This is a genomic window from Corynebacterium sp. 74A (genome assembly GCF_008930665.1).
GTDB lineage: Bacteria > Actinomycetota > Actinomycetes > Mycobacteriales > Mycobacteriaceae > Corynebacterium > Corynebacterium megadyptis.
The window spans coordinates 91,705-116,287 of record NZ_PQMG01000007.1 but is presented as its reverse complement, the minus strand read 5'-3'; the positions used below and the strand labels follow the sequence as shown (position 1 = coordinate 116,287).

The window sequence follows — 24,583 nt, the reverse complement described above, 5'->3', positions numbered from 1 at the left end:
GCCAGCTTGGCCGGTGCATTGTCCCGCCCTCAATTTCATATCCCGCATTAGGCACCTCCCGTCGAGACGTCACTCGTCGATACACCGCCGGGACCGAGTAGGAACAAAGGAAGCAGCCATTATGACTGATTCAATGCACCGCCCATTTAGCCGTCGTGATTTTTTCCGCATCACCGGCGCCCTCGGTGCCGCCGCTGGCCTCACCGCCACCCTGGCGGCCTGTGGCTCCGGTAATGGCGGCGGCGGGGCACAGCAAGAGCCCGCCAAGGCCGAGGACGCCAAGGACGATGGCACCATCAACGCCGCCGTCTCCTATGAGCTGGGCACCAACGGCTATGACCCAATGACCACCACCTCCGCGCTCACCTTGGCCGCCAACTGGCACACCCTCGAGGGCCTCACCGAAATGGACCCCGTCACTGGTGAGTCCTATGCGGCCCTAGCTAAGGAGATGCCAGAACTCGACGGCACCACCTCCGAAATCCAGCTGCGCGATGGCGCCGTGTTCCATGACGGCAGCCCCGTCACCGCCGACGACGTGGTGTTCTCCTATGAGCGCGTGATGGACGAGGCTAATAAGTCCCTCTACGCCTCCTTCGTCCCCTTTATTGACAAGGTGGAAAAGAAGGATGACTCCACCGTCATCATCACCACCAAACACGAGACCGGCGTGTTCGCTGATCGTCTCTCGGTAATCAAGATCGTGCCCAAGGCCCTGGTGGAGTCCGACCCCGAGGGCTTCGACGCCAACCCCACCGGCACCGGCGCCTACCGCATGACCGATAACGGCGGTACCTCCAAGAAGGTGCAGTTCGAGCGCTTCGATGACTACACCGGTCCCAAGCCGGCCCGCGCCGCCGCCATGACTTGGCAGATCATCCCCGATGCCTCCACCCGTACGAACGCCATGCAGTCCTCTGAGGTGCAGGCCATCGACTCGGTGCCCTATCTCTCTGTGGAGCAGCTCAAGGCCGTGTCCACCGTGGAGTCCGTGCAGGGCTTCGGATTGCTCTTTGCCATGTTCAACAACACCAAGGACAATCCCTTCTCGGAGGTAAAGAACCGCCAGGCCTTCCTCTACGGCATTGATATGGAGAAGATCATCTCCACAGCGATGCTCGGCCAAGCAGCCCCGGCCACCTCCTTCCTCCAGAAGGAGCACCCGAACTATCACGAGGCCTCCACCGTCTACAGCTATGAGCCGGACAAGGCTAAGAGCCTGTTCAAGGAGACCGGTCTGACCAAGCTACGGATGCTGTGCACCGACCACGATTGGGTGAAGAAGTGTACCCCGCTCATCGAGCAGTCCATCTCCGGCCTGGGGATCGAGGTGGAGTTCATCGAAAAGAAGTCGTCCGATGTTTATAACACCATCGACGGCAAGCCCGATGCCTATGACGTGGTGATCGCCCCCGGTGACCCGAGCGTATTCGGCAATGACCCTGATCTGCTCATGCGCTGGTGGTACGCCGGCGACACGTGGACTGATTCTCGGATGCACTGGAAGGGCACCGAGTCCTATGACAAGGTGCAGGAACTGCTGGATAAGGGCCAGCGCGCCACCGATCCCACCGACCAGCAAAACGCTTGGAATGAGCTCTATGACGTTCTGTCTGAGAATGTTCCGCTCTATCCGCTCTTCCACCGCAAGGCACCCACAGCCTATGACGCCACCACCTTGGTGGACTTCCAGCCAATTTCTCTCACTGGCTTGAGCTTCGTGGGTGTGGGCACCACCCAATAAAACGGGGCTGATCCAGGGAGCGCGTCGCAGCGTGGTGCGTTTCCTTGGATACAGGCACCCCTGTACACCGCGGCCCACTATCGCCGCATCACTTCTAGGCCGCCGTGGGGCGAGATAGCACCCCGCCTGCCCGACGGCGGCCTTGTGTATGCACGAAATGAGAAGAAGAATCTATGTCTAACCTGATCCGATTGATTGGCCGGCGTCTTGTAGCGCTGCCCATCATGGTCCTTGGTGTGACGTTCTTGGTGTTCTTCATCATGTCCTTTAGCCCTGCCGACCCTGCCCGCCTCGCGCTGGGTGAGGCCGCCTCGCTAGAAGCGCTGGAGAACTACCGCGAAACACACGGCCTCAATGATCCACTCCTCGTTCGCTATGGCAGCTTCCTCGTGAACATGGTGCAGGGGGACCTAGGCACCACTACCGGTAATACTCCGGTAGTGGACGTGATCGCTCAAGCGTTCCCCATCACCTTGCAGCTCACCTTCCTCGGCCTCATCATCGCCGCTGTCCTCTCGCTCATCTTTGGCGTGGTGGCAGCCCTGTACCGCGACCGCTGGCCAGACCAAGTGATCCGCGTGTTCTCCATCGCGGCTCTGGCTACCCCTTCTTTCTGGCTGGCCATCCTGCTGATCCAGTGGCTGGGCACTATCCCTGGTGGCGCAGGAGTATTCCCCGCGCTCATCACCAGCTGGGTGCCCTTCTCTGAGGATCCCGCGACTTATGTGAACAACATGTTCCTGCCCGCGGTGGCCTTGGCGCTTCCTGTCGCCGGCTCGCTCACCCGCGTGGTTCGTACCGCGATGGTAGAGGAGCTGGATAAGGACTATGTGCGCACCGCCATTGGCTCCGGTATTCCGAAGCGGGAAGTGATTTCCCGCAATGTGCTGCGCAACGCACTGATCACCCCGATCACTGTGCTGGGCCTGCGCGTCGGCTATCTCATGGGTGGTGCGGTGATCATCGAGATCATCTTCAATATCCAAGCCATGGGCCAGCTCATTCTGGACGGAGTGACCCGCAACGATGTGTACCTCGTGCAAGGCGTGACACTCACCGTGGCCATCGCCTTCATCATCATCAACATCATCGTGGACATGTTGTACGTTCTCGTTAACCCGCGCATCAGGAGCATCTAATGCGTAAAAAACTGACTGCTCAACTCGAATCCAACGCCGGTTCGCGCTTCCAAGGTCTGCGCGCATTGCCACTGGTCTCCAAAATCGCACTCGGCTTTGTGCTGCTCGTGGCGCTCATGGCGATTCTCGCTCCGCTGATTGCCCCCTATGATCGTCTCGCCACCACCGGCGCCCCGATCGAACCGCCCAGTAGTGCTCACTGGTTTGGTACTGATTCCATCGGCCGCGACATCTTCTCGCGTGTGGCCTATGGCGCCCAGTCCTCACTGATTATCGGCCTCTGCGCCACTGCTGCTGCCCTCGCCGTGGCTGCCGTGCTCGGCTCTATCGCCGCTACCGCCGGCAAGGTGGTGTCCGAGGTGCTCATGCGCATCCTCGACATCATCATGTCCTTCCCCGGTATCGCGCTGGCCGCCGTATTCGTGGCCGTATTCGGCAACTCCATCCCCGTGCTGGTCTTTGCTATCGGCTTCCTCTACGTGCCGCAGCTTTCCCGCGTGGTGCGCGCCAATGTGCTCGCTGAGTTCGGCGAGGACTATGTCTCCGCCGCCAAGGTGATGGGCTCTGGGGTACCGCATATCCTGTTCAAGCACGTGGCCCGCAATACCATCGCCCCCATCGCAGTGTTCGCCACCGTGCTCGTGGCCGATGCCATCGTCTTCGAGGCCTCGCTGTCCTTCATCAACGCCGGCGTGAATCCGCCCGAGCCCTCCTGGGGCAATATCCTGGCCGATGGCAAGCAGGTGCTGCTCAACGGCGCGTGGTGGCCCACCTTCTTCCCCGGCCTGATGATTCTGCTCACCGTGCTGGCACTCAATATCCTCTCTGAGGGGCTTACCGACGCCATGGCCTCCCCGCGGATCAAGCCCACCGCCGCTACGACGGACGAGGGCGAGACCGTGCAGAGCCGCGACACCTTGGGTGTGGTCTCCGCTGAAGAGGCCCGCGCCTCGCTGCAGACCTCGCTGGCTACCCTCCGCGAGGCCGAGTCCAAGGAAAACCGTCGCCTCGACTACACCTTGGGCAAGGAGCCGCTGATCGAGGTCAAGAACCTCTCCATCGCCTTCCCCGCCGCGCACGGCGATGTGAATATTGTGGATAACATCAGCTTCACCGTCGCTCCAGGCCAAACCATGGGTCTGGTGGGCGAGTCCGGCTGCGGTAAATCCATCGTGTCCATGGCGATCATGGGGCTGCTTCCGGATACCGCCCGCATCACCGGCGAGATCCTCTTCGATGGCAAGAACGTTCTGGAGCTCTCGCCCGAGGAGCACAATGCCCTACGTGGCCACGATATGGCCATGATCTACCAGGATGCACTCAGCTCGCTGAACCCCTCCATGCTGATTAAGTCTCAGCTGCATCAGCTGATTCGCCGCGGTGGCAAGCGCTCCGCGGAGGAATTGCTGGAGCTGGTGGGGCTCGATCCGGAGCGCACCCTCAAGTCCTATCCTCATGAGCTCTCGGGTGGTCAGCGCCAGCGAGTGCTGATCGCCATGGCCCTGACGCGCAACCCACGACTACTCATCGCGGATGAGCCCACCACGGCCCTGGACGTCACCGTTCAGCACCAAGTGGTGGACCTGCTCAATGAGCTGCGCGACAAGCTCGGCTTCTCCATGATCTTTGTCAGCCATGACCTCGCGCTGGTGGCCAAGCTGGCCCACAAGATCACCGTGATGTACGCCGGCCAGGTGGTGGAGCATGGCAATACCCGCGAACTGCTGGCCGATCCGCGACACGAGTACACCCGTGGCCTGCTCGGGGCCGTGCTGTCCATCGAATCCGGTGCTGACCGGCTCTATCAGGTGCCCGGTACCGTGCCCAGCCCGCGCGAGTTCGTGGAGGGTGATCGCTTTGCCCCTCGCTCCTCCTATCCGGAGATCGGCTTGAACGAAAAGCCCGTGCTGCGCCCAGTGGATGGTTCCCCCAGCCACTCCTACGCTGCCACCGACCAGCTACTGAATAGCTTGAAGGGAGCCTAGATCACGATGGCTAAGAAGAACGCTGCAGCTGCCACAGCGCCGCTGATTCAGCTCAAGGACATCAACGTTATTCACAAAACCCGCACGGGTAAGCTCTTCCGCCCCGATAAGGTGCACGCCAATAAGGACGTGAATCTGAGCATTCGCCGCGGCGAGGTCGTGGGAATCGTGGGCGAGTCTGGCTGTGGTAAATCCACTCTCGCCAGGGTGATGGTGGGGCTGCAAAAGCCCACCTCCGGGGAGGTGTTCTTCAGGGGGCAACCGATGAAGAACTCCGCCAAGATGCGCAAGGAGCTTGGCCGCTCAGTATCGGTGGTGTTCCAAGACCCAGCGACAGCCCTCAACCCGCGTATGAGCGTGCGCGATCAGCTGCTGGACCCGCTGCGTGTGCACAAGATTGGCTCCGAGAACGCCCGCCTCAAGCGAGTGAAGAAGCTATTGGATCTCGTGGGCCTGCCACAATCTGCTCTCGAGGTGCTGCCGCGCCAGATCTCCGGCGGACAGCGCCAGCGCGTGGCGATCGCCCGCGCCCTGGCCCTCGAACCCGATCTGATCATCGCCGATGAGCCTACCTCCGCGCTCGACGTCTCGGTGCGCGCTCAGGTGCTCAACCTGCTCACTGATCTACGCAATGAGCTGGGCCTTGGCCTGGTGTTTATCTCTCACGACATCAACACTGTCCGATATGTCTCGGACCGTATGTGCGTGATGTACAAGGGCGAGATCATTGAGGAGCAGCCCACCGACGATCTTTTCGCCTCCCCGAAGCAGGACTACACACGGACTCTGCTCGCCGCAACCCCTTCGCTACTGTAATTTTGTAGCGTCTAGAAAGGTAATAATGACTGCTATGTCGCGAATTTCCCACGGCATTATTCCGCCGCTGTTGACTCCGCTGAGTGCAACGGGCGACATTGATATTCCGGCGCTGAAAAAGCTGATCGATCGGCTCATCGAGGCGGGCGTAGACGCCATCTTCGCTCTCGGTTCCTCCGGTGAGGTGGCTTTTCTTAACGACGCCGACCGCACTCAGGTGCTCCGCACGACCGTTGAATACGTTGCCGGTCGAGTCCCCGTGTATGCCGGCTGTATTGATACCCAAACGAATCGCGTGATCGAGCACGTGCGCCAAGCCGAGTCCTGCGGCGTGGACGCCGTGGTGGTCACCGCCCCCTTCTATGCCATCACCGGCCCAGAGGAGATCACCCAGCACTTCCGTTTAGTGGCGCAGTCCACCGAGCTGCCGGTGATCGCCTATGACATCCCCGTGTGCGTGCACACCAAGCTCGCCCCGGAGCTGCTCGTGGCCCTCGGAAAGGAAGGCGTGCTTGCGGGAGTGAAGGATTCCTCCGGCGACGATGTGTCCTTCCGCCGCCTCGTGCAGCTCAACGAGGCCGCCGGCCACCCGCTGGTGGTGCTTACCGGCCACGAGGCAGTGGTGGATGGTGCCTTCGCGGCGGGGGCCGATGGCTGCGTACCGGGGCTGGGAAACGTGGATCCCGCCGGCTATGTGCGGATGTGGCAGGCCTATCAGGCCGGCGATTTCCCCACGGTGATCGCCGAGCAGAACCGCTTGGCCGCGCTCTTCGAGATCGTATTCCAGCCGGTGGGCAAGGTGGGCCCCGCTGCAGGTGTGGGAGCATTTAAGACGGCCCTCGAGCTGATGGGCGTGTTTTCCTCCAACCTCATGTCCTCGCCCTTGCCACAGATCACGGATACCCCCTCGCGCGAGGCGATCCGCTCGATCGTGGAACGCGCCGGTCTGCTCTAGCAGCACACCGCTTATCGACGCACACCCTCCCGTTGCTCACGCTCGGGAGGGTGTGTGCAGGGTAGGCGGGGCCGACCTAGAATAATGAGCCATGTCCCAGCCAACCCGCACGTCATCCACCACCGGCCGGGTTCTCCGCCGGCTCCGCGTCCCCAGCAGTCTCTCGGGCCGCGTTAAACGCGCCATCACCCAGGGCACTCACCGCCTGAACGATTCGTGGCTGAGTATCGTTCAATCGGCGCTCGGCGCCGGCCTAGCATTCTTTATCGCGCTGCACATCACCCACCACAACGTTCCCTTCTTCGCCCCTATGGCGGCGGTGATCGTCACTGGTATCTCTGGGGTGGGACGTATGCGTCGTGCCATCGAGCTGATGGTGGGCGTGGTCATTGGCGTCGGTATCGGTGATCTTCTCATTGTGCAAGTGGGTTCGGGCCCCGTGCAGATCGCGGCCGCGGTAGTCATCACCCAAGCGGTGGCCCGCTTCATGGATAAATCACCGCTGGTCTCTAACCAGGCGGCGATTGGTGCGGTACTGGTGGCCACCCTTCTCCCACCGGGCGATGCCGGCGGCTTCGACCGCATGATTGACGCGGTGATCGGCGGGCTGGTCGCCATCCTTATGATGGCGTTGATCCCGGCCTCCCCGCTCAAAGCGGGCCGGAGGGAAATCGCCAAAGTGCTCGGTATCGCCTCCGATGTTCTGGCCGATGTGGCAGCCGCCCTGCGCAGCAATGATGCCCGCGCCATCGCGGAAGCGTTGGACGAGGTGCGAGGCACTCAGGGATATATCAACTCCATGATCGCCGCCGCCAAGGAAGGCAAGGCCTCGGTAGAGGTATCGCCCTTCCTCTGGGGCGACGCCTCGCGCCGCGTCAATACTCTGCTGAGCACCCTGGAGCAGGTAGATAACGCGGTGCGCACCACCCGCGTGCTGGCGCGCCGGGCCCAAGTGCTCATTGAAGATGGTGATACGGTCAGCGATGAGCAGCTTGCCCTCATTGATGAGCTCTCGGACATCACCCTGCAACTCTCCGAGCTTTTCGACCGCGGCGAGAAAAACGTTCGGTCCCAGCAAATCCCACAGGTGGTACGACGGCTCCGCCGCCTCGGTGCTCGCATGGGCCTCGCCGTGGCCGAGGGGCGCGTGCTCTCGGCTCACATGATGCTTGGGCAGTCCCGCTCGCTAGTGGTTGATTTGCTGCAAGTCTGCGGCCTGTCGCGTGATTCGGCACAGGCAGTACTCAAGCCCACCTCCGATACCCCGCATGTGCCGCCCGAGCTCTGGGAAGACTAGGGCACACGAGTACCCGCGAGCAGCTTCTACCTGGCGGCCACACTAGAGACGAATAATCTGCGCATCACGTAAATGCCGATAGAACGTAACAGCCTCCACCGGCTTCGGGCGGGCCACCCCATCAATACTCACCCGCAGCTGCGGCCCACCGGCCTGCACGGCGCGACCCGTGAGTAGAGAGGAAGCATCGCGTTCACCGGCAGTGCTGCGGCGGAACCACCAGCGCCCGCGTGCCGGAGCGAGGGAAGTACTCAGCCGCACCGCCGCGATCCCCGGCGCATCCACCATGGGAACCACGCGGGCACCAAAAAGCCCGCGCCGGGCGGGGGAGTGGTCCTCGTTATGGTGCAGGCGAGCATCATCGACGATGATCTCGCCCACGAGCTGCAGATCCTCGGGGTCGCTGATCGTCGCATGCCCAGCTATCACGCTGCCTTTATCGTCGCGGATGAGGCAGCTCGGCCGCGGCGAGCCATAGCGCGCCAGCCGCCAGGCGGCCGTCGGCTCGGTGGGAATCCCGAAATTTCGGGCGGCCACCGAGTCCGGATCCGTGGGCACAAAACCGATCTCAGCCCAGAGCGCGTCGATCTTCATCAACCGGCTGAGCACAGCTGACAGGGCGGCATCGCTGCCTACCACGATGATCCGCCACGGCTCCGCTGGCTGCTGCGGGGCAGGTTGGGGCTGGCCAAGGTGCTCCACATCGGGGCGCGCCTGGATCTCGGCCAGGCTCGGGGTGGGATCCTCAGGCAGAACATCCCGCGCCCGCGCGCCGAGAAACATCAGGTCACGCCGTTGCGGCAGCGCCGGAAGCTGCATGAGCTCGCCGGCGTCGAGGGGGCAGGAGTGAGCACCACAATTGAGCACAAGGGTGGACATGACTGCCATAGTATCTGGCTACACTGGGGGACTATGATTTTGGTGTGGTACCGCGATGACCTGCGCACAATCGATCACGCTCCGCTCGAATGGGCAAGAGAGCAGGACGAGGACATCTGCGCGGTGTACGTCTGGGAAACCCCGCCACCGGGGCTACGGCCACTGGGGGAGGCAAGCCGCTGGTGGCTGGCCTATTCGCTGCAGGCTCATCGCCGCCGCCTCGCCGATCTCGGCATCCCTCTCCATATTGTGTCTGGCGATCCCTCGCAGCGCATACCGCAACTCGCGGCGGAGTGCGGTGCACACACGGTTGTATGGCAGCGCCGCTACGTGCCGCAACTCGCGGAGCGCGATGCGGCCATACAATCCGATCTCTCCACTACCTATGGCGTGCGCAGCTTTCCCGGCTATCTTCTCTCTGAGCCGTGGGAGGTAAAGAATAATAAGGGCACAGCCTATGCGGTGTATTCCCCCTATGCCCGTAAAGCGGGCGAGATGCTCGATGAACAGTTCGGTGTAGATCAGGTGCAGCCGCCGACGCCGCAGGAACCGTCGTGGCAGCTCGATGAGGATATTCGCGCTCTCGGACTGGTCAGTGAGATCGACTGGGCGGCAGAGTTTCGGGAGCAGTGGCAGCCCGGCGAGGTGGGCGCGTGGGCGGCGCTGCGCCGCTTCGAGCAGCGCTGTGCATCCTACGGCGACTATGCAGAAAAGCGCGACTACCCGGCCGTGCCCGCCACGTCCAGGCTCTCACCCCACCTGCGGTTTGGTGAGATCAGTCCAGCGATTCTGTGGCGGAGCATTTCTGATTCCACGTTCCGTTCCGAACTCTTGTGGCGGGACTTTGCTTGGACCCGGCTGTGGGAGCATCCGGATCTCGCTACTACTAATGTGCGGCGACAATTCGATTCCTTCCCGTGGGCGTGGAACGGCAGCGCCACCGCCTTCCCGCTGACCCCGCCTCACGAGGAGTATGCGGACGAGCTCACTCAGTGGCAGCGCGGCACCACCGGCGTGCCCCTTGTAGACGCCGGCATGCGCGAGCTCTGGGCCACCGGCACAATGCATAATCGCGTGCGGATGGTGGTGGGATCGTGGCTTACAAAAAACTTGGGTATTCACTGGCGTCATGGCGAGGAGTGGTTCTGGAATAGCCTTGTCGACGCAGACTATGCCGCCAACCCCTTCAATTGGCAGTGGGTAGCAGGCTGCGGGGATGACGCTGCCCCGTACTTCCGTATTTTCAACCCCCTCACTCAGGAAAAGAAGTTCGATGCCGACCACCGCTATATCCAACGCTGGATTCCCGAATGGGGAACACCGCTGTATCCCGAGCCACATGTGGACGTGAAGGAGTCACGCGCCCGCGCCCTTGCCGCCTTCAAAGACACCACACACCGCTGAGATAGAGGTGATGTAGACTGATTCCGGCTCTTCAGAGGGCTAGGACACTCCATACCTCTCAATAGACATAAAGGGAAGTGACTCACCATGGCGGTTGTGGTCATCGTCGGCGCCCAATGGGGCGATGAAGGCAAGGGAAAAGCCACCGATATCCTCGGCGGACAAGTAGATTATGTGGTCAAGCCCAATGGCGGAAATAACGCTGGACACACCGTGGTGGTGGGCGGTGACAAGTACGAGCTCAAGTTGCTTCCGGCGGGCGTACTGTCAGAGAACGCCACCCCTGTGCTGGGTAACGGTGTGGTCATCAACCTTGAGGCGCTTTTCGACGAGATTGATGGCCTTGAGGCGCGCGGCGCCAATGCCTCACGGCTGCGCATCTCCGCGAACGCCCACGTCGTGGCTCCCTACCACCAGATCATTGACCGCGTGGGAGAGCGCTTCCTCGGTAAACGTGCCATTGGTACGACTGGCCGTGGCATTGGCCCCACCTATGCGGACAAGGTCTCCCGCGTGGGCGTGCGAGTACAGGACATCTTCGATGAGTCCATCCTGCGTCAGAAGGTGGAGTCGGCCCTCGACCAGAAGAATCAAATCCTGGTGAAGATGTACAACCGTAAAGCCGTGGATCCTGAAGAGGTTGTGCAGTACTTCCTCTCCTATGCCGAACGCTTGAAGCCCATGGTGATCGAGTCCGAATTGGAACTCAACCGTGCCATCGACGAAGGCAAGCATGTGCTCATGGAGGGCGGCCAAGCCACCATGCTGGACGTGGATCACGGCACCTACCCCTTCGTTACTTCATCGAACCCTTCAGCGGGCGGCGCCTGCGTAGGATCCGGAATTGGCCCCACCAAGGTCACGTCCTCTCTGGGCATCATCAAGGCCTACACCACGCGCGTGGGCGCCGGACCGTTCCCCACCGAGCTTTTTGATAAATGGGGCGAATTCCTACAGACCACAGGTGGAGAAGTGGGAGTAAATACTGGCCGGAAACGGCGCTGCGGTTGGTATGACTCCGTGGTGGCTCGCTACGCCTCCCGCGTGAATGGCTTCACTGATCTCTTCCTCACCAAACTCGATGTGCTTACGGGCATAGGAGAGATCCCCATTTGCGTTGCCTATGACGTAGACGGCACGCGCTTCGACGAGATGCCGATGACGCAATCTGACTTCCATCACGCCACGCCTATTTACGAGACCATGCCGGCGTGGGAGGAAGATATCACCGGCTGCCGTAGCTTTGAGGATCTCCCTCCCAAGGCTCAAGACTATGTGCACCGACTGGAGGAGCTGTCCGGCTGCCGTATTTCCTATATCGGTGTGGGCCCTGGGCGCGACCAAACCATCACGCGCCATCATGTGATAGAGCAAGCATAAAATTAGCCTAAGCAGCCTCCTCCCGTCCCCAAACGGGGGGAGGCTTTGTGCTGCCTAAAGTGGGACGGGGGAGTGGATCTTATATGCTCCGAAAGCTCCTATGGCTGAAAAGATGCAGGTGATAGTCCTATGTGTAGTGTTTTGTTAGCAGGCTCTTAAGAAACTTGTCAGCAACATGAAACGAAACCGCGCGCCTGCACGATCTACCCAGTAGATACGCCGTCGCTATACCTTAAAGAAAGATAAATTTTCTATCTTGTGGCTTCGTCTTGGGTGCTATAGCATGAGTGCCAACGCTGATTATTACAGCTACGAACTGCAGGAACTCTTAGTTCACCCAAGGATGTTTCATTCTTGGTGCTTTTTCGTGTTAATCCTCTAGCTTTCCGAGGTCAATAAATTGAATCCTTCACAACCCTCCAGGCAGCGGCTCATGAGCGCCATGGCGGTACTCATGGTGCTCATGCTTGTGGTCGGCGTAGTTACGTATGGTGCCGGTACTGCAGCTTATGCTGAGGATATTGAAGATACCTCCATAGCAACGGCCTCGGAGACCGAGAGTGACAACTCTGATTCGGCTCAAGAAACAAAGCCCAGTAGCTCACCTGCGCCCGCTCCTTCCGTGACTAAGGCACCCTCCACTACCTCCCAAGCTCCTCAAACTAAGCCCAAGGAGACGCGAGTAGAAGAGGGATCCACAAGCGACGAGGAAACTGTAGAGACCACGTCGAAAGAAACGGACGCCGTCGAGGATGAAGCTGACTCTGAGGATGAGCCCGTTGATATGCCACCCCTGAGGACCCTGAACCGCAAGCCGCGTGCGGCAGGTGATCCCTATCAGAAGCTGTGTGGCCAGAGAGTCGGCATTCTTGTCGATGTCTCCGGTTCGACACGCGACCATGTGAGCGAATATCAGGAGGCACTTAGAGCTGTGCGAGACAATCTCGCAGGTACCGGCACGGAAGTGGGTGTGCGTCCCTTCGCTACCAAATCACCCGCCATATCTGGAAGAGGGTTCGCGCCGCGGGAGCTGAATGACGCTGGTGTAGCCGAATTCAATTCGTTTATCGATAACCTCGGCAGTGAATGGCCCCTGCAAGAGGTTGACAGTGCCTCAAACTACGATCTAGCCCTTAAGAGTGCCCTCGGTACGGGCTATGACCAAATCATTCTCATTGGTGATGGGGCCATCGAAAGCGGTAGTGATGCTGGCAAACGGGCAGGAGTCTACAGCCATCGCGTCTATGACTCCTTTACCTATGCTGACCAGCTGCGCGCTCAGGGTACCCGCCTCGTGGCTCTGAAAATGGGTAACGCCGTCACCGACGGAAACGCCGTATACTGGTCTGAAAGCCCTTATAAACTAGACACCTACTTCCGAGATGCGGAAAATCCCCCGCCTGGCTTTGAACGTGGCACTCGTGGCGCGGTGAAAAGCAGAAAGAAGATCAGCTCGTAGCGGTCGAGTGGAGCAAGGTTCAAGGCCAAGTTGGGAGCCGAACTGGTTTTGGTGATGCCCATCGCGCACCTCTTTATGTCACGTGGGTATTTAAGAGTACGACCAAATATCTAGAGCGCTTGACTGACCGTGTGGTGGAGAGTGATTATCGCGAGTTGACTGAGGATCTAGACGAACTCACCTCCGGTTGTGTCGGAACCATCAACGTGCACAAGAAGATCGTTGATGCCAATGGCAAGGTTGATAATCAAGCCGATACCGGCGGTTTCACCTTCCGTGCGGACCGTGCCCTTGTTAACGACAGGGAACAGCACAACGTGCAGCAGTCTACCGGTAATGACGGTATGACCGAGTTCAAATACCCAGTCGCCAAAAACGGAACGGCCACCATCACGATCCAAGAGATCCTGGATGAGGGCTCTTCCTATAAGCTGCGCCCCCAAGATGTCTCCGGTAACAAGAAAGCTGTTGCTACCTGCAAAGTGATCAACGCCGGCGCCAACGTCCCCGTCAGCTATGGCAGTGGCTCTGGCCGCGTGGTGACGTCCGACGTGTCCAACAATAGCTTTAGCATTAGCGGGCTGAAGGAAAAGGATATCGTCGACTGCACAGTTCATAACACTCTCGGTGACCCTGAGCTGAGTATCGCTAAATCGGCAAGCGCCGAACCTCGAGTGATCACCGGTGACGGCCAAGAATTTAAAGCCGAATACCAAGTAGATGTGAAAAATGACGGCACCGCGGAGGGAACGCCCGACAGCATTCGGGAAGTCCCCGCCGCACCGCAGGGGCTTCGTATCCTTAAGGTAGAGGTGGATCATCCCGACAATGCGGATAACTCCTTGATCAAGAAGCCTATTGAACTCAATAAAGACGGAGCTGCGTGGGTTCTGCCGAAGAGCGCCATGAAGAACGTCCCCGCGAAGCAGACGCGCTCGGCCAAGGTCAATGTGACCTACCGTGTGGACAATGTCAATGACCTGAAGGGCAACTTAGAATGCCCAGCTGGTGGACTGACTAACCGAGTGGAGTTGGACCGCGACCATAACGCCGAAGCCTGCGTTGGTCTCTCCATTCCCAGCGTCGCGATAGGGAAGTTCCTCAACGGTGAAAATGCAGACACCCGCGAAGACGCAGCCACCACGACTGGCGGCGGCGACACAACTATTCGCTACGACATCCGCAATGACGGAACTGCTCCGCTGGAAAAGTTCACCATTGCTGATGCGCAATTGGACCCGGATACAACAACGCCCAACGGAAAAATTGTGCCTGAAGGGCTCGAATGTAATCGCGGCGCACAAGTAGAAAAACAAGAGAATACGGTCCGCATTGTGCCCAACCGGCCTTTGGCTCCGAACGATGTCCTCACCTGTACGTGGACATCCCAGTCACTCGCCGCAGAACCGGGGCAGTATCACGCTAACCGCGCGACAGTGATGGCTAGCTTTAATGTGCCGAAGGGCCAAATGGTAAATGGAGACCCAATTAGTTCGGTCACCGATACCAATGATGCGTGGATGTTCACCCTGCCGATCTTGACGGGAAACATGCCACTTACCGGTGGCAAAGGAGTATGGCTATTGCTTCTTGCAGGCGCAGCTCTCACTCTCGGTGGAAGCCTAGCTCTTCGCCGCACAACCTAGAACGCAGCTACTAATCGCAGTGGCAACACAATTAGCTTGATTAACTAAGGAGTGACAATGGGAATCGACCGCCCTCGGTGCAATAGCGAATGATAAGGGGCACCGCCTTGCCTGTATCCCTACATTCACCTCGTGGCCGTGGGGAACAGCTGGAACCATCCCGTCGGGATTCTTCGGCGGGGCCACCCATCGCCAAAATACTAGGTGTTTACAGCCGGTAGCGCCTAGTACTATCTCCAACTTTCGAAGGAATATTTATGAATAAGTTTGCACGCAGCGCCTTCGCTGTCGCAGCCTCCGGTGTGCTCGTTTTGGGCTCCGCTGGTATCGCCGCCGCACAAGAAGATCCTGCTGACGAGTGTAACGGCGTCATCTGTGACACCATGGAAGCCGCTGAGAACGAGGGCATGAAGCTCCACGTTCACAAGTACGAAAACTCCAACCCCGGCGATGCCGGTAACGGCACTAAGATCGACGACAGTTCCCTCGGCCAGCCGCTCGATGGCGCAACCTTCAAGGTAGAGAAGGTCACCGGCGTTGATCTGACCACCAACGAGGGCCAGAAGAAGGCCGAGAAGATCGCTAAGGGCACCGAAGAGGCCCCAGGTTTCTCCGACGCTGTCAGCAAGACCACTGCTGATGGTCAGGCTGTGTTCGAAATTGCAGAGATCGGCCTCTATCGCGTCACTGAGACCGCTGCACCGGCCGGCTACGAGGCCACCCAAGCCGAGCCCTTCTACGTGGCTATGCCGCTGACCGATCCGGATAACCGTCAGGGCTTCCTGCGCGAGGTACACGTCTACCCGAAGAACAAGAAGCAGGAAGACGTCGTCACCAAGTCCGTGACCGACGCCAACGCTATTAAGGAAGGCGGCATCATCACCTATGATGTCGCTGCCAAGGTTCCTTCCGGTTCCGAGTTCGCCAAGATCACCCTGACCGATAAGTATCCCTCCGCCCGTTTGGAGAATCCTGATGTTAAGCAGGTCTCCGTCGGTGCCGACACCGTACTTAATAAGGATGAGGATTACACTGTCGACACCAACACCCCTGGTGAGGTTGCGATCAACCTGACCAAGGCCGGCATCGCGAAGGTTGTTGCCAAGAAAGGTGACGAGCGCAAGGTGCAGGCACAGATTGACTTCACGGTCAAGGCTAACGGCGATAACGAGACCGCTCCGATCAAGAACAACGCCTCGATCACTACCTCTACCGGTGACGATGATCCGGGCACCGAGGTTGAGATTCCGGAGGAGGATCAGCCGGAGACCTACTTCGGTAACGTGAAGATCAACAAGACCAACACCGATGGTCAGGGTATTTCTGCAACCTTCGACCTCTACACCTGTGATTCCGCTGACGAAATCGTCGAAGAGAATAAGGTCAGCTCGGACATCGAGGTACAGGCTGCAGGCACCACTATCAAGGGCCTGCACGTGAACGACTACGTGAACGGCGAGGCTAAGGAAACCGACCCGACCGGCTACTGCCTCGTGGAGACCGCCGCCGGCGAAGGCTACGAGCTGCTCCCTGAGCCGGTGTACTTCACAGTCGAGAAGGGCCAAGACGAGACCATCGACCTCACCACCGTCAACATCGAGAACGTCGAGTCCAACGCTGGCTTCGACCTTCCGCTCACCGGTGGTCGCGGTGTGACCATGCTGCTGGTTCTCGGTGGCGTGCTGATCGTGGGTGGCGGCGCTTACGCCTTCTACTCCAACCGTCGCCAGAACGCTGCTTCCTAATAGGAGCTAGCCACAAGGGCTGACATCTCTTTCGGGGTCAGAGACTAAACAGACCCCACCTAAACCTAGAAATTCCTAATTTCATAGCCCTGTACCAATAACTAGTTAAGTATTAAGGAGGCGCCGTGACTACTACCGTGAATTCGGACGCGCCGAGGCCGACACAGGCACGTGCGGGGTCGCTCCGGCGCCGCCTCGTTCCTCTGATCATTATCCTTCTTGGGCTGGCAATCCTCAGCTACCCAGTGGTGGCCACGTATCTGGCGAACTCACAGCAGAGCTCAGCAGCACAGGCCTACTCTCGGTCGATTGTGGATAACACCACCCAAGAAGAACGGGACGACGCCATTCGTCGAGCACACGAGTGGAACGAGCAACACGCAAACGGCCCAGTGCTCGATCCGTGGCTCGCGCGAGTCGACAAGTCGAATTCTCAATACCAAGAGTATTTGAAGCAGCTCGACCTCGCCGATGTCATGGGGCGTATCGTCATCCCGAAGATTGAATCCGACCTCCCGATCTACCACGGAACCGATGAGGAAACACTCAATCGTGGTATCGGGCACCTCTATGGCAGTTCCCTCCCCGTAGGCGGAGAATCCACGCACACCGTACTCACCGGTCACACCGGCCTTTCCCACGCAACACTGTGGGATAACCTCACCGACGTGGAAAAGGGCGACGGTATTTATCTCAGCGTCTCCGGCCAGAAAATGAAGTATGTGGTGAGCGATATTAACGTCGTTCTTCCAGACGAAACCGATCTCCTCAAGCCAGAAATTGGCGCCGATAAGATCACCCTCATCACCTGCACACCCTACGGAGTGAACTCCCATAGGTTGCTGGTAACCGGTCAACGGGCACCGTTGGACGATGAAGAAGCCAGCCAAACATTGGACAAGACCTACACACCGTGGCAATGGTGGATGTCGCTGGTCGTGGCAATCATCGTGGCCGTGCTCATCGCAATGTTTGTGTGGATCATGAAACAGCGCCGGCGCGCCGCCGGACAAGGAGAGTAAGAGTATGCCCACCACTGCTCAACACCGCCTGCACAGTATCTGCGGCTGGATCATCGGAGCACTGCTTCTCGTAGTCATGTGCGCACCACAAGCGTGGGCCGCCGACACACCGCGACCCTCCTCTGTCGATCCCTACGCCCGTGGCGAACTCACCATCCACAAGGCGCTCGGCGATCCGCTCACCCAATTCGGCGATCCCACCAACCCCGATGCGGACCTCAGCAGGGAACCGATCCCAGGCCTGCAATTCCAAATCCAACGGGTCATGGATATAGACGAGGTGGATATAGACCTCACGACGAACGCCGGTTGGTACAAACTCAGAAAAAGCAACATTGCTGATTACTTCGAAGGCAGCGGGAGAGACGTAAGCTTGGGCCAAGCTTACACCGCAGTCACCGATGACAACGGTGCGGCACATTTCAGCGAACTGCCCATCGGCGCCTACCTCGTCCAGGAATTGCCGAGCGCTGCACAAAAGAATTCCCTCTCTTTGGTGAGCCCCTTTATCGTCACCATCCCGATGACGAATCCCGACAACCGCAGCGAATGGACCTATAGCGTCGAAGTTAACGCCAAGGACCAGCGCATCATGGCGAATAAGGATGTCTCCGCAACGTGTATCGAAGCTGGAGACACCATCACCTATGGCATTTCCTCCACCACTCCGGCTCCCGATCACAATGGTGTGATCCACCGCTTCGAGATCGCCGACCCGATCTCCCCAGAACTGGAGTTCATCAAGCTGAAGTCGAAGATAAGCATTCAGCAGCCCGGCCCGGATGGTAAGAACATCACCTTACATGCCGATGAAGACTTCTCGGTCGTGCTCACCGGCGGTGTGGTGGTCATGAAACTCCAGGACAAGGGTCTGGAGAAGCTCGCCAAGCTCCGCAGCGGCAATCCTGAAACCACTGTCTCATGGACCTTCGAAGCTACAGGCCCCGCCGAGGCCACGGGCCAGAAGATTCACAACCGCGGGCACGTCCTCGTCGAGGGATATCCGCAGTTCGATCCCCTCACCACTCCGGGTGTCCCCACGAACCGCGTCACCACCCAAGTCGGGAACTGCACGCCCACCACCTCGGATGTACAGACCCCAGTCACCGATCCTGAGATGCCCGGTGACACTGACGAGCCCACTACCCAGGCGACCGGTAAGCCTGGCACGGATTCCCCCGGTAGTAGCGGCGGCGGATCCTCCCAAAGCAGCGGCGGCAGCTCCGGCCCGCTCGCCAGCACGGGTGCTAGCGTGATCGGCCTCGTGATCGTTGGTGCACTCCTCGTGGCCATCGGTACCTGGCTCAGCACCCGCCGAGGACGCTCTGAATAAGAGCGAATAAACGGATACTCGCACCGCGGCCGCTTCCCCTCACAGGAAGCGGCCGCAGTCTTATGTTCAGCGTTCCTCCCGTAGCGGCGAGAGCCGAACCCCACCCGAGGGGCGGTGTTTAGGCATCATCGGTAATAGGGGTGACGGCCTTGGCGGCGCGGCGTGCATGAGTGCGCGCCTCCTCCACCGTTTCCGCGGTGGCCAGCGCCACCCCGAGGCGACGCCCAGGATAGCTATCCGCTTTACCAAAAAGACGAAGATCCACCTCCGGGATACTCATGGCCTCAGAAATGCCGGTATAGCGCACGGCATGGCCATCCTCAGCACCATTAATCACCGCGGCAGCACCAGGCGAGGTGAGCGTGACATCGACGAAAAAGCCCATCACGGCCCGAGCATGCAATTCGAACTCCGAGAAACGCTGCGTAGCCATGGTGACCATTCCGGTATCGTGCGGCCGCGGCGCAACCTCCGAGAAGTACACATCGTCGCCTTTAACAAAGAGCTCGACACCAAATACCCCGCGCCCCGACAGCGCATTGGTAATGCGGGCGGCGATAGAGCGCGCGAGATCACGGGTGGATTCCGACATCGGGGCCGGCTGCCAACTCTCGAGGAAATCACCGCTCGATTCGGCGTTATCGCTCGCGCGTCCAGCACTCATGCCGCCTAATTCTGCGACTTCTCCCAACCGGGTATGGCCAATGGGTTCACAGAACCACGTGGCCTCAGAATCCGAGTAGGGGTCCTTAGAGCGCACGGTGAGGATCGTCACCTCGTAGTCGAAATCCACGAATTCCTCGGCGATCACCTGCGCTGGGCCACCATCGATGGCATCCAGCGCGTTCGCCCACGCCTGCTCCACATCCGCCATGTCCCGCACCAGAGTCTGGCCGCGGGCGGCAGTGCCCTGATTGGGCTTCACCACACAGGGCAGTCCTACGTTGAGTACCGCCTGTTTCAACTCTTCAAGAGAAGTAGCAAAGGCGAAACGACAGGTAGGCACCCCCAGCTCATAGGCGGCGAGCTGTTTGAGTGTTTCCCGCGAATTCGTCATCTTCGTGGCGTGAGTAGACGGCACCACGGTCGAGAGACCCTCGGCCTCAATACGCTCGAGAGTGGTGGAATCCACCTGCTCGGTTTCGGGCACGAGATAATCGGGGCGCACCCTATTCACGAGCTCGTAGAGCGCCTCGCCATCGCGCACATCGAGCACATAGGCGGCGTGGGCCACTTGGTGGGCGGGGGCGTTTTCATAGCGGTCCACGGCGTGTACTTCTACCCCGAGCCTTTGGAAGGCGATGGCCACCTCCTTGCACAGTTCGCCGGCTCCGAGCAGCATCACTTTCGTGGCGGTATCGGAAAGGGCGGTACCGATCCAGTCCTGGGAATACACGCAGTGCCTCTTTTCCACACGGGTCGTAGGAATTAATGAGCTCTATTCTAGTGGGCGGTGAAGCAATAGGAAGAAGGCACCGACACATAACGTAGGCAGAAATTGGTCGGCGCGGTAGAGTTTAAACATGGCTTATCACGCAGATTCAGCGGATCTACCCGAGAAAGAAATCCTCACCTGGGACGGTTTCGGCCGCGCTTCCCGCGAGCTCGCCCAGACGGTTGTCAATGACGGTTTCACACCAGACATCATTGTGGCCGTCGCCCGCGGCGGCCTCGTGCCGGCTGGAGCGCTGTCCTATTCCATGGGCGTCAAGCTGTCTGACGCCATCAACGTGGAATTCTATACCGATGTGCACGAGACCTTGCCGGATCCGGTGCTGCTTGAGCCGCTGCTGGATATCGAGGCGATTAGCGATAAGAAGCTGCTCGTCGTCGACGATGTCGCCGATTCCGGCCGTACTCTTTCCTTGGTGCTCAAGCTTTTGGCCACCCACGGCGCCGATGTGCGCTCCGCGGTGCTCTACGCCAAGCCGACCAGCGAAGTAGATCCCACCTACGTGTGGAAACGCACAGCCGAGTGGATCGTGTTCCCCTGGTCCGCGGAACCGCCGGTGGAAGCCGAATAAACGGCCGCGTCACTCCTGTCCCGATTGCGCCCTGCACCCTTAACACTGCGGTGCGGGGCGCGCTGCGTTGCGCATAAGAAAACCCCGCATCCTCCAGTGGGGGATGGCGGGGCTTCGTGCGTGCCGAGTAGTCTCTGGCGCGTCTTAGCGGCGGCCTAGGCCGGCGAGGGACAACAGCTTCGCTACGGCGTATACCAGCGCGGCCGTCAATCCGATACAGCCGCCGGCGGAGAGCTGGAACATCACAGCTACCGCCAGACCACTCAAGCCCATGACTATGCCCATCACTGGCGCAAAGAGCAGCAAGGTACTGGGCCGGGTGGCGAATATGGCTACCGTGGCAGCGGGTGCGGCCAGCAAGGCGATGGACAAAATGGTGCCCACTGCCGGAATCAGCGCCACCAAGGTGAGCACGATGAGAGCGCTGATCAGCGCTTGGGTGAGGCTGCGTCGATGCGCCACTCCAAAACCGGCTGGGTCGAAAGCAAAGAACACCAGCCGCCGCCATCCTCCAGCGAGCACGAGGAGAACGCTGGCGAGCAGGATCAGCGCGAGAGTCACATCGGTGCGGGTCACGGTGAGCACGCTGCCCACGAGGAAGCTCTCCACCTTGATCGGTAGCGGCGCGAAGAGCTTATTGAGGAAATAACCCAAGGCGAAGCCGGTGGTGAGCACGATGCCCGCCGCAGATTGGGAGGTGCCCACCCGGGAGAGCGAAAACAGGGCACCAATGGGCCAGCACATCACCAGCGCGCCGATAAAGAGCGCGAGTGACAGCTGAGATTGGTTCAAGCCTAGGGCGGCACCGATAATCACGCCCACGACCGCGCCAGGAAAGGTGGCGTGGGTGATGGCCTCTGCAAAAAAGATTTGCTTATTCAATAGGGCAAGGCTGCCGACCAGACCAGCGAGCGCACCTACGAAAATGAGCTCCAGAATGGGAAGCGTGAGAATGTCGAGCATGAGTGGCTCACCTCCTTGTCACGGTGCGGCTGCGACGATCCTGCAGCAAACGAATGAGCAGAAACACAAAGTACATAGCCACCACAGACAGTGCCACGACTGCCTGAGGCGAGATCGGTCCTAGCGGAACCAGGCTCAATCCAATGATGCCGGAGACCACCGAGATGCCGATAGCGAGGGGAATCATGTGCTGGACGCGGCGCACCACCAGCCGCGCTGCGGCACCGGGAACGATGATGAAGCCGATCACCAGCAGCACGCCGATGGCGGCGGCGGAAGCCACCACCACAGCGGCGATGGCGACGTTGATCGTGAGGTCCACGATCCACAGATTCACCCCAGCGGCCTGGGCGCCATCGCGGTCAAAGGCGGTAAACACCTGGGTGGACCAGGTGGCAATCAGCAACGCGAGTGCCAGGGAGAATACCGCGAGCGCCGTGGTGAGGCGGTCATCGGTGATCTCGAGGAGGCGACCAAACATCAACGCCTCTAGCTGCCCAGAGCGATCTCCCTTGTAGAGGGAGATGATCACGCCGAGCGAAAAGAACCCAGTGAGCACAATGGCCACCCCAGATTCGCCGACGCGGGCGCGGGAGACAAGGGTGAGCACAATGGCCACCACCACCGCCACGGCCGAGGCGGTGGGCATGATCATATCGATTCCGCCGAACACCGCTCCGGCCACCACTCCGGGGAAGATGGCGTGCACGCTGGCCTCGGCATTGAACTCGAGGCTGCGCAGGTTCACAATAACGCCCAGCACGCCACTCACTACGCCGAGGGCGAGCAACAAAATGAGGGGCCGAAACATGAAAGGGGCCATGCCCACTTGGTGAGCTAGCTCAGTCCACATAGGCCGCAACCACCTCATTCACCGGTCCGAACTGCGGGGGATTCAACAGCGCCAGAACGTTATCGCACGCCCCCTCCGCCAGTTCATAGTCGTGGGTGGAGGCGATCAGGGCCGTGCCCGTGCTCTTGAGCTCGTTGAGTAGCGTCAATAGGATCTCGCGATTAGCCGTATCAAGGCCATTGAAGGGCTCATCGAGTAGCACCAGATCGGGTTGGGTCACGATGGCGCGTGCGAGAAGCACGCGCTGTTGCTGGCCTCCCGAGAGGCTGCCGAAGTGGGAGCCGGCGCGGTCGCCGAGGCCCACCTTCTCTAGGGCAGCGTGCACCCGGCGCTTATGCTTGCCCAGCGGCTGGAAAAAACGCAGCTGGGCGAGCACTCCCATGGCCACTACGTCGAAAGCAGTGACGGGGAAGGTGCGGTCAATATCAGCCGTCTGCGGCACATAGGAGATGCGGGGGGCCTGGACCTCCAGCTCGCCGGAGCACAGTCGGGCAGTGCCGATGATGCCGCGCAGTACCGTGGTTTTACCGCAGCCATTGGGGCCGATGAGGGCCAAGCCCTCGCCGGTGTTGACATGGGCGGTGACAGAATCGACAACGGTGGGGCCGCCATAGCTGAAGGAGGCGTCGCGGAGCGACACTATCATTGCAGCTGCTCCGGCAGATCGGCGACCTGGCCATCCCATGCAGTCACCAAGGTGTTCACGTTGTGCTTGATGGAGCCAATGTAGGTCTCGCCATCAGTGCCGGCCGGGCCGAGCGAATCGCCATAGAGGGCGTCATCGCCCACCACGGCCTTCACTCCGGCGGCCTTGGCGACGGCCTCGATGGACTTGGAGTTATTGGAGTTCTCCGCGAACAGCACGGTAGCGCCAGACTCCTTCACCGTCTCTGCGGCTTCGTTGATGTGGCTGGCGGTGGCGTCCTGCTGATCGGAGAAGTCGCTCAGTGCGGCGCCAATGAAGTCCACGCCGTACTCCTTAGAGAAGTAGCCGAAGGCATCGTGGCTGGTGAACAGCACTGGGTTATTCACGCTGCTGATGGACTCGCGGGTCCACTGATCCAGCAGCTCGAGCTTGGCGTTGTAGTCCTCCACCTTCTGGTGGATTTCGTCCTTCAGCTCAGTGTTGCCGCGCTCATCGGCTTCCTTTTCCAGAGCGTAGCCGATGTTTTCCACCTGAACCTTGGCGTTCTTCGGAGAGGTCCACACGTGTGGATCGTAGGTGAACTCTGCCACCTCGCCGGGCTCCGGGGCGAAGGGCCACGGGGCGACGTCCACTTGAGCGATGCCGCGGTCGATGTCATAGCGGCCGCTCTTAGACTTCTCCAGCTCCGACTTCTTATCGGTGGGTGCTTCATCCACATCGCTGGCCGTGAGCACGCCGGTGGTGACCAGCATGGTGCCAGAGAACTCACTGGAATCGATGGCCGAATCGAGGAAGTGCTCGAGATCAACACCGTTGACCATGACAAGATCAGCCTCGGAGGTCTTGACGAGCTGCTCGTGGGTCATCTCCAACTGATGCGCGGTGGCATTCGGTGCCAGCAGGCAGGTGAGATCCACCTGTGCAAGATCGAGCTGTTTCACATAGTCACAAATTTGGGTGGTGGAGGCCACCACCTTGATGTCGTCATCTGAAGATGCGGAGTCGGAACTGCAGGCGGCCAGGCCGCTGCCAAGCACGGCTGTGGAGGCCACAGCTGCGAGTACGCGCCTAGAGTAGATGTTCATTGTTGTCCCATCGAGTGGAAGAAATCAGTCAAATTCGCGCCGATGCCGCCCTGAGTGACAACAAGGCGGATCTATCATCGACCTTTAAAGTTTTGCATATTGATAGCCTAAGTTCAATGCACTGAATATCTAGCTGCCGGTGTGTTTGCTCACGTACACACAAACCCCCGTCCCTCCGGACGGAGGAACGGGGGAACGATGCGGTGCG

20 protein-coding genes are annotated in these 24,583 nt (G+C 59.8%); 14 read left to right on the top strand and 6 right to left on the bottom strand.

The window, feature by feature from the left end:
* Positions 1-133 precede the first annotated feature (133 nt).
* From GBB11_RS10250 to GBB11_RS10225, 6 genes are all read left to right on the top strand, one after another.
* Positions 134-1,744 carry an ABC transporter substrate-binding protein gene (locus tag GBB11_RS10250; RefSeq protein ID WP_151550032.1) on the top strand — a complete coding sequence of 537 codons (1,611 nt, stop codon included), beginning with the start codon at positions 134-136 and terminating at the stop codon, positions 1,742-1,744.
* A 173-nt stretch (positions 1,745-1,917) separates the two neighbouring features.
* On the top strand, positions 1,918-2,883 hold the full coding sequence (locus tag GBB11_RS10245) for an ABC transporter permease (protein WP_151530479.1): 966 nt from the start codon (positions 1,918-1,920) through the stop codon (positions 2,881-2,883).
* Positions 2,883-4,868: a dipeptide/oligopeptide/nickel ABC transporter permease/ATP-binding protein gene (locus GBB11_RS10240; protein ID WP_151549947.1), complete on the top strand. Its 1,986-nt coding sequence runs from the start codon at positions 2,883-2,885 to the stop codon at positions 4,866-4,868. The genes GBB11_RS10245 and GBB11_RS10240 overlap by 1 nt, the downstream gene beginning before the upstream one ends.
* 6 nt (positions 4,869-4,874) lie before the next feature.
* Positions 4,875-5,684, top strand: a complete 810-nt coding sequence (locus GBB11_RS10235; protein ID WP_151549948.1) for an ABC transporter ATP-binding protein — start codon at positions 4,875-4,877, stop codon at positions 5,682-5,684.
* 34 nt (positions 5,685-5,718) lie between these two features.
* Positions 5,719-6,639 (top strand): dihydrodipicolinate synthase family protein, encoded by a 921-nt coding sequence (locus tag GBB11_RS10230; protein ID WP_151549949.1) that lies wholly within the window; start codon positions 5,719-5,721, stop codon positions 6,637-6,639.
* A gap of 91 nt (positions 6,640-6,730) precedes the next feature.
* Positions 6,731-7,936 carry an aromatic acid exporter family protein gene (locus GBB11_RS10225; protein ID WP_151549950.1) on the top strand — a complete coding sequence of 402 codons (1,206 nt, stop codon included), beginning with the start codon at positions 6,731-6,733 and terminating at the stop codon, positions 7,934-7,936.
* A gap of 42 nt (positions 7,937-7,978) precedes the next feature.
* On the opposite strand, the gene GBB11_RS10220 is transcribed toward GBB11_RS10225, so the two are convergent.
* Entirely contained in the window at positions 7,979-8,815 is an 837-nt protein-coding gene (locus tag GBB11_RS10220; RefSeq protein WP_192796378.1) for a hypothetical protein, read from the bottom strand.
* 33 nt (positions 8,816-8,848) lie between these two features.
* Between GBB11_RS10220 and GBB11_RS10215 the strand changes: the two genes are divergently transcribed.
* The 7 genes from GBB11_RS10215 to GBB11_RS10185 all read left to right on the top strand — a co-directional run bounded on the left by GBB11_RS10215 (position 8,849) and on the right by GBB11_RS10185 (position 18,804).
* The gene (locus GBB11_RS10215; RefSeq protein ID WP_151549951.1) at positions 8,849-10,219 is read left to right on the top strand and encodes a deoxyribodipyrimidine photo-lyase; all 1,371 of its coding nucleotides are present in this window, start codon (positions 8,849-8,851) and stop codon (positions 10,217-10,219) included.
* Between the two features lie 87 nt (positions 10,220-10,306).
* A complete protein-coding gene (locus GBB11_RS10210) occupies positions 10,307-11,599 on the top strand; it encodes an adenylosuccinate synthase (RefSeq protein ID WP_151549952.1) in 1,293 nt (430 codons plus the stop codon).
* A gap of 433 nt (positions 11,600-12,032) precedes the next feature.
* Positions 12,033-13,058: a hypothetical protein gene (locus GBB11_RS10205; protein ID WP_151582286.1), complete on the top strand. Its 1,026-nt coding sequence runs from the start codon at positions 12,033-12,035 to the stop codon at positions 13,056-13,058.
* 131 nt (positions 13,059-13,189) lie between these two features.
* A complete protein-coding gene (locus GBB11_RS10200; RefSeq protein WP_151582284.1) occupies positions 13,190-14,704 on the top strand; it encodes a hypothetical protein in 1,515 nt (504 codons plus the stop codon).
* A gap of 257 nt (positions 14,705-14,961) precedes the next feature.
* Entirely contained in the window at positions 14,962-16,449 is a 1,488-nt protein-coding gene (locus GBB11_RS10195) for a SpaH/EbpB family LPXTG-anchored major pilin (protein WP_151549954.1), read from the top strand.
* A 125-nt stretch (positions 16,450-16,574) separates the two neighbouring features.
* Entirely contained in the window at positions 16,575-17,471 is an 897-nt protein-coding gene (locus GBB11_RS10190) for a class C sortase (RefSeq protein ID WP_151549955.1), read from the top strand.
* Positions 17,472-17,475: 4 nt separating this feature from the next.
* The gene (locus GBB11_RS10185; protein ID WP_151549956.1) at positions 17,476-18,804 is read left to right on the top strand and encodes a SpaH/EbpB family LPXTG-anchored major pilin; all 1,329 of its coding nucleotides are present in this window, start codon (positions 17,476-17,478) and stop codon (positions 18,802-18,804) included.
* Between the two features lie 118 nt (positions 18,805-18,922).
* Here GBB11_RS10185 and GBB11_RS10180 read toward each other — a convergent pair whose 3' ends face one another.
* A complete protein-coding gene (locus GBB11_RS10180) occupies positions 18,923-20,200 on the bottom strand; it encodes a phosphoribosylglycinamide formyltransferase 2 (protein ID WP_151549957.1) in 1,278 nt (425 codons plus the stop codon).
* Between the two features lie 127 nt (positions 20,201-20,327).
* On the opposite strand from GBB11_RS10180, the gene GBB11_RS10175 reads away from it, so the two are divergent.
* Positions 20,328-20,828 (top strand): phosphoribosyltransferase, encoded by a 501-nt coding sequence (locus tag GBB11_RS10175; protein WP_151530152.1) that lies wholly within the window; start codon positions 20,328-20,330, stop codon positions 20,826-20,828.
* Positions 20,829-20,972: 144 nt separating this feature from the next.
* On the opposite strand, the gene GBB11_RS10170 is transcribed toward GBB11_RS10175, so the two are convergent.
* Genes GBB11_RS10170 through GBB11_RS10155 form a run of 4 tightly spaced genes read right to left on the bottom strand, consistent with a single transcriptional unit; the run spans position 20,973 to position 24,375 of the window.
* Complete coding sequence (locus GBB11_RS10170; protein WP_151549958.1) at positions 20,973-21,791, bottom strand: metal ABC transporter permease; 819 nt, start codon at positions 21,789-21,791, stop codon at positions 20,973-20,975.
* 7 nt (positions 21,792-21,798) lie between these two features.
* Complete coding sequence (locus GBB11_RS10165; RefSeq protein WP_151549959.1) at positions 21,799-22,644, bottom strand: metal ABC transporter permease; 846 nt, start codon at positions 22,642-22,644, stop codon at positions 21,799-21,801.
* The gene (locus tag GBB11_RS10160) at positions 22,634-23,290 is read right to left on the bottom strand and encodes a metal ABC transporter ATP-binding protein (RefSeq protein ID WP_151549960.1); all 657 of its coding nucleotides are present in this window, start codon (positions 23,288-23,290) and stop codon (positions 22,634-22,636) included. The genes GBB11_RS10165 and GBB11_RS10160 overlap by 11 nt, the downstream gene beginning before the upstream one ends.
* Positions 23,287-24,375 carry a metal ABC transporter substrate-binding protein gene (locus GBB11_RS10155; protein WP_151549961.1) on the bottom strand — a complete coding sequence of 363 codons (1,089 nt, stop codon included), beginning with the start codon at positions 24,373-24,375 and terminating at the stop codon, positions 23,287-23,289. Before GBB11_RS10155 ends, GBB11_RS10160 begins: the two co-directional genes overlap by 4 nt.
* Between the last annotated feature and the right edge of the window lie 208 nt (positions 24,376-24,583).

Coding starts and splice junctions, on each gene's coding strand:
- GBB11_RS10205 (WP_151582286.1), top strand. CDS start 12,033: ATGAGCGCCATGGCGGTACTCATGGTGCTCATGCTTGTGGTCGGCGTA.
- GBB11_RS10235 (WP_151549948.1), top strand. CDS start 4,875: ATGGCTAAGAAGAACGCTGCAGCTGCCACAGCGCCGCTGATTCAGCTC.
- GBB11_RS10215 (WP_151549951.1), top strand. CDS start 8,849: ATGATTTTGGTGTGGTACCGCGATGACCTGCGCACAATCGATCACGCT.
- GBB11_RS10165 (WP_151549959.1), bottom strand. CDS start 22,644: ATGTGGACTGAGCTAGCTCACCAAGTGGGCATGGCCCCTTTCATGTTT.
- GBB11_RS10250 (WP_151550032.1), top strand. CDS start 134: ATGCACCGCCCATTTAGCCGTCGTGATTTTTTCCGCATCACCGGCGCC.
- GBB11_RS10185 (WP_151549956.1), top strand. CDS start 17,476: ATGCCCACCACTGCTCAACACCGCCTGCACAGTATCTGCGGCTGGATC.
- GBB11_RS10245 (WP_151530479.1), top strand. CDS start 1,918: ATGTCTAACCTGATCCGATTGATTGGCCGGCGTCTTGTAGCGCTGCCC.
- GBB11_RS10155 (WP_151549961.1), bottom strand. CDS start 24,375: ATGAACATCTACTCTAGGCGCGTACTCGCAGCTGTGGCCTCCACAGCC.
- GBB11_RS10220 (WP_192796378.1), bottom strand. CDS start 8,815: ATGTCCACCCTTGTGCTCAATTGTGGTGCTCACTCCTGCCCCCTCGAC.
- GBB11_RS10170 (WP_151549958.1), bottom strand. CDS start 21,791: ATGCTCGACATTCTCACGCTTCCCATTCTGGAGCTCATTTTCGTAGGT.
- GBB11_RS10230 (WP_151549949.1), top strand. CDS start 5,719: ATGTCGCGAATTTCCCACGGCATTATTCCGCCGCTGTTGACTCCGCTG.
- GBB11_RS10175 (WP_151530152.1), top strand. CDS start 20,328: ATGGCTTATCACGCAGATTCAGCGGATCTACCCGAGAAAGAAATCCTC.
- GBB11_RS10160 (WP_151549960.1), bottom strand. CDS start 23,290: ATGATAGTGTCGCTCCGCGACGCCTCCTTCAGCTATGGCGGCCCCACC.
- GBB11_RS10195 (WP_151549954.1), top strand. CDS start 14,962: ATGAATAAGTTTGCACGCAGCGCCTTCGCTGTCGCAGCCTCCGGTGTG.
- GBB11_RS10240 (WP_151549947.1), top strand. CDS start 2,883: ATGCGTAAAAAACTGACTGCTCAACTCGAATCCAACGCCGGTTCGCGC.
- GBB11_RS10225 (WP_151549950.1), top strand. CDS start 6,731: ATGTCCCAGCCAACCCGCACGTCATCCACCACCGGCCGGGTTCTCCGC.
- GBB11_RS10210 (WP_151549952.1), top strand. CDS start 10,307: ATGGCGGTTGTGGTCATCGTCGGCGCCCAATGGGGCGATGAAGGCAAG.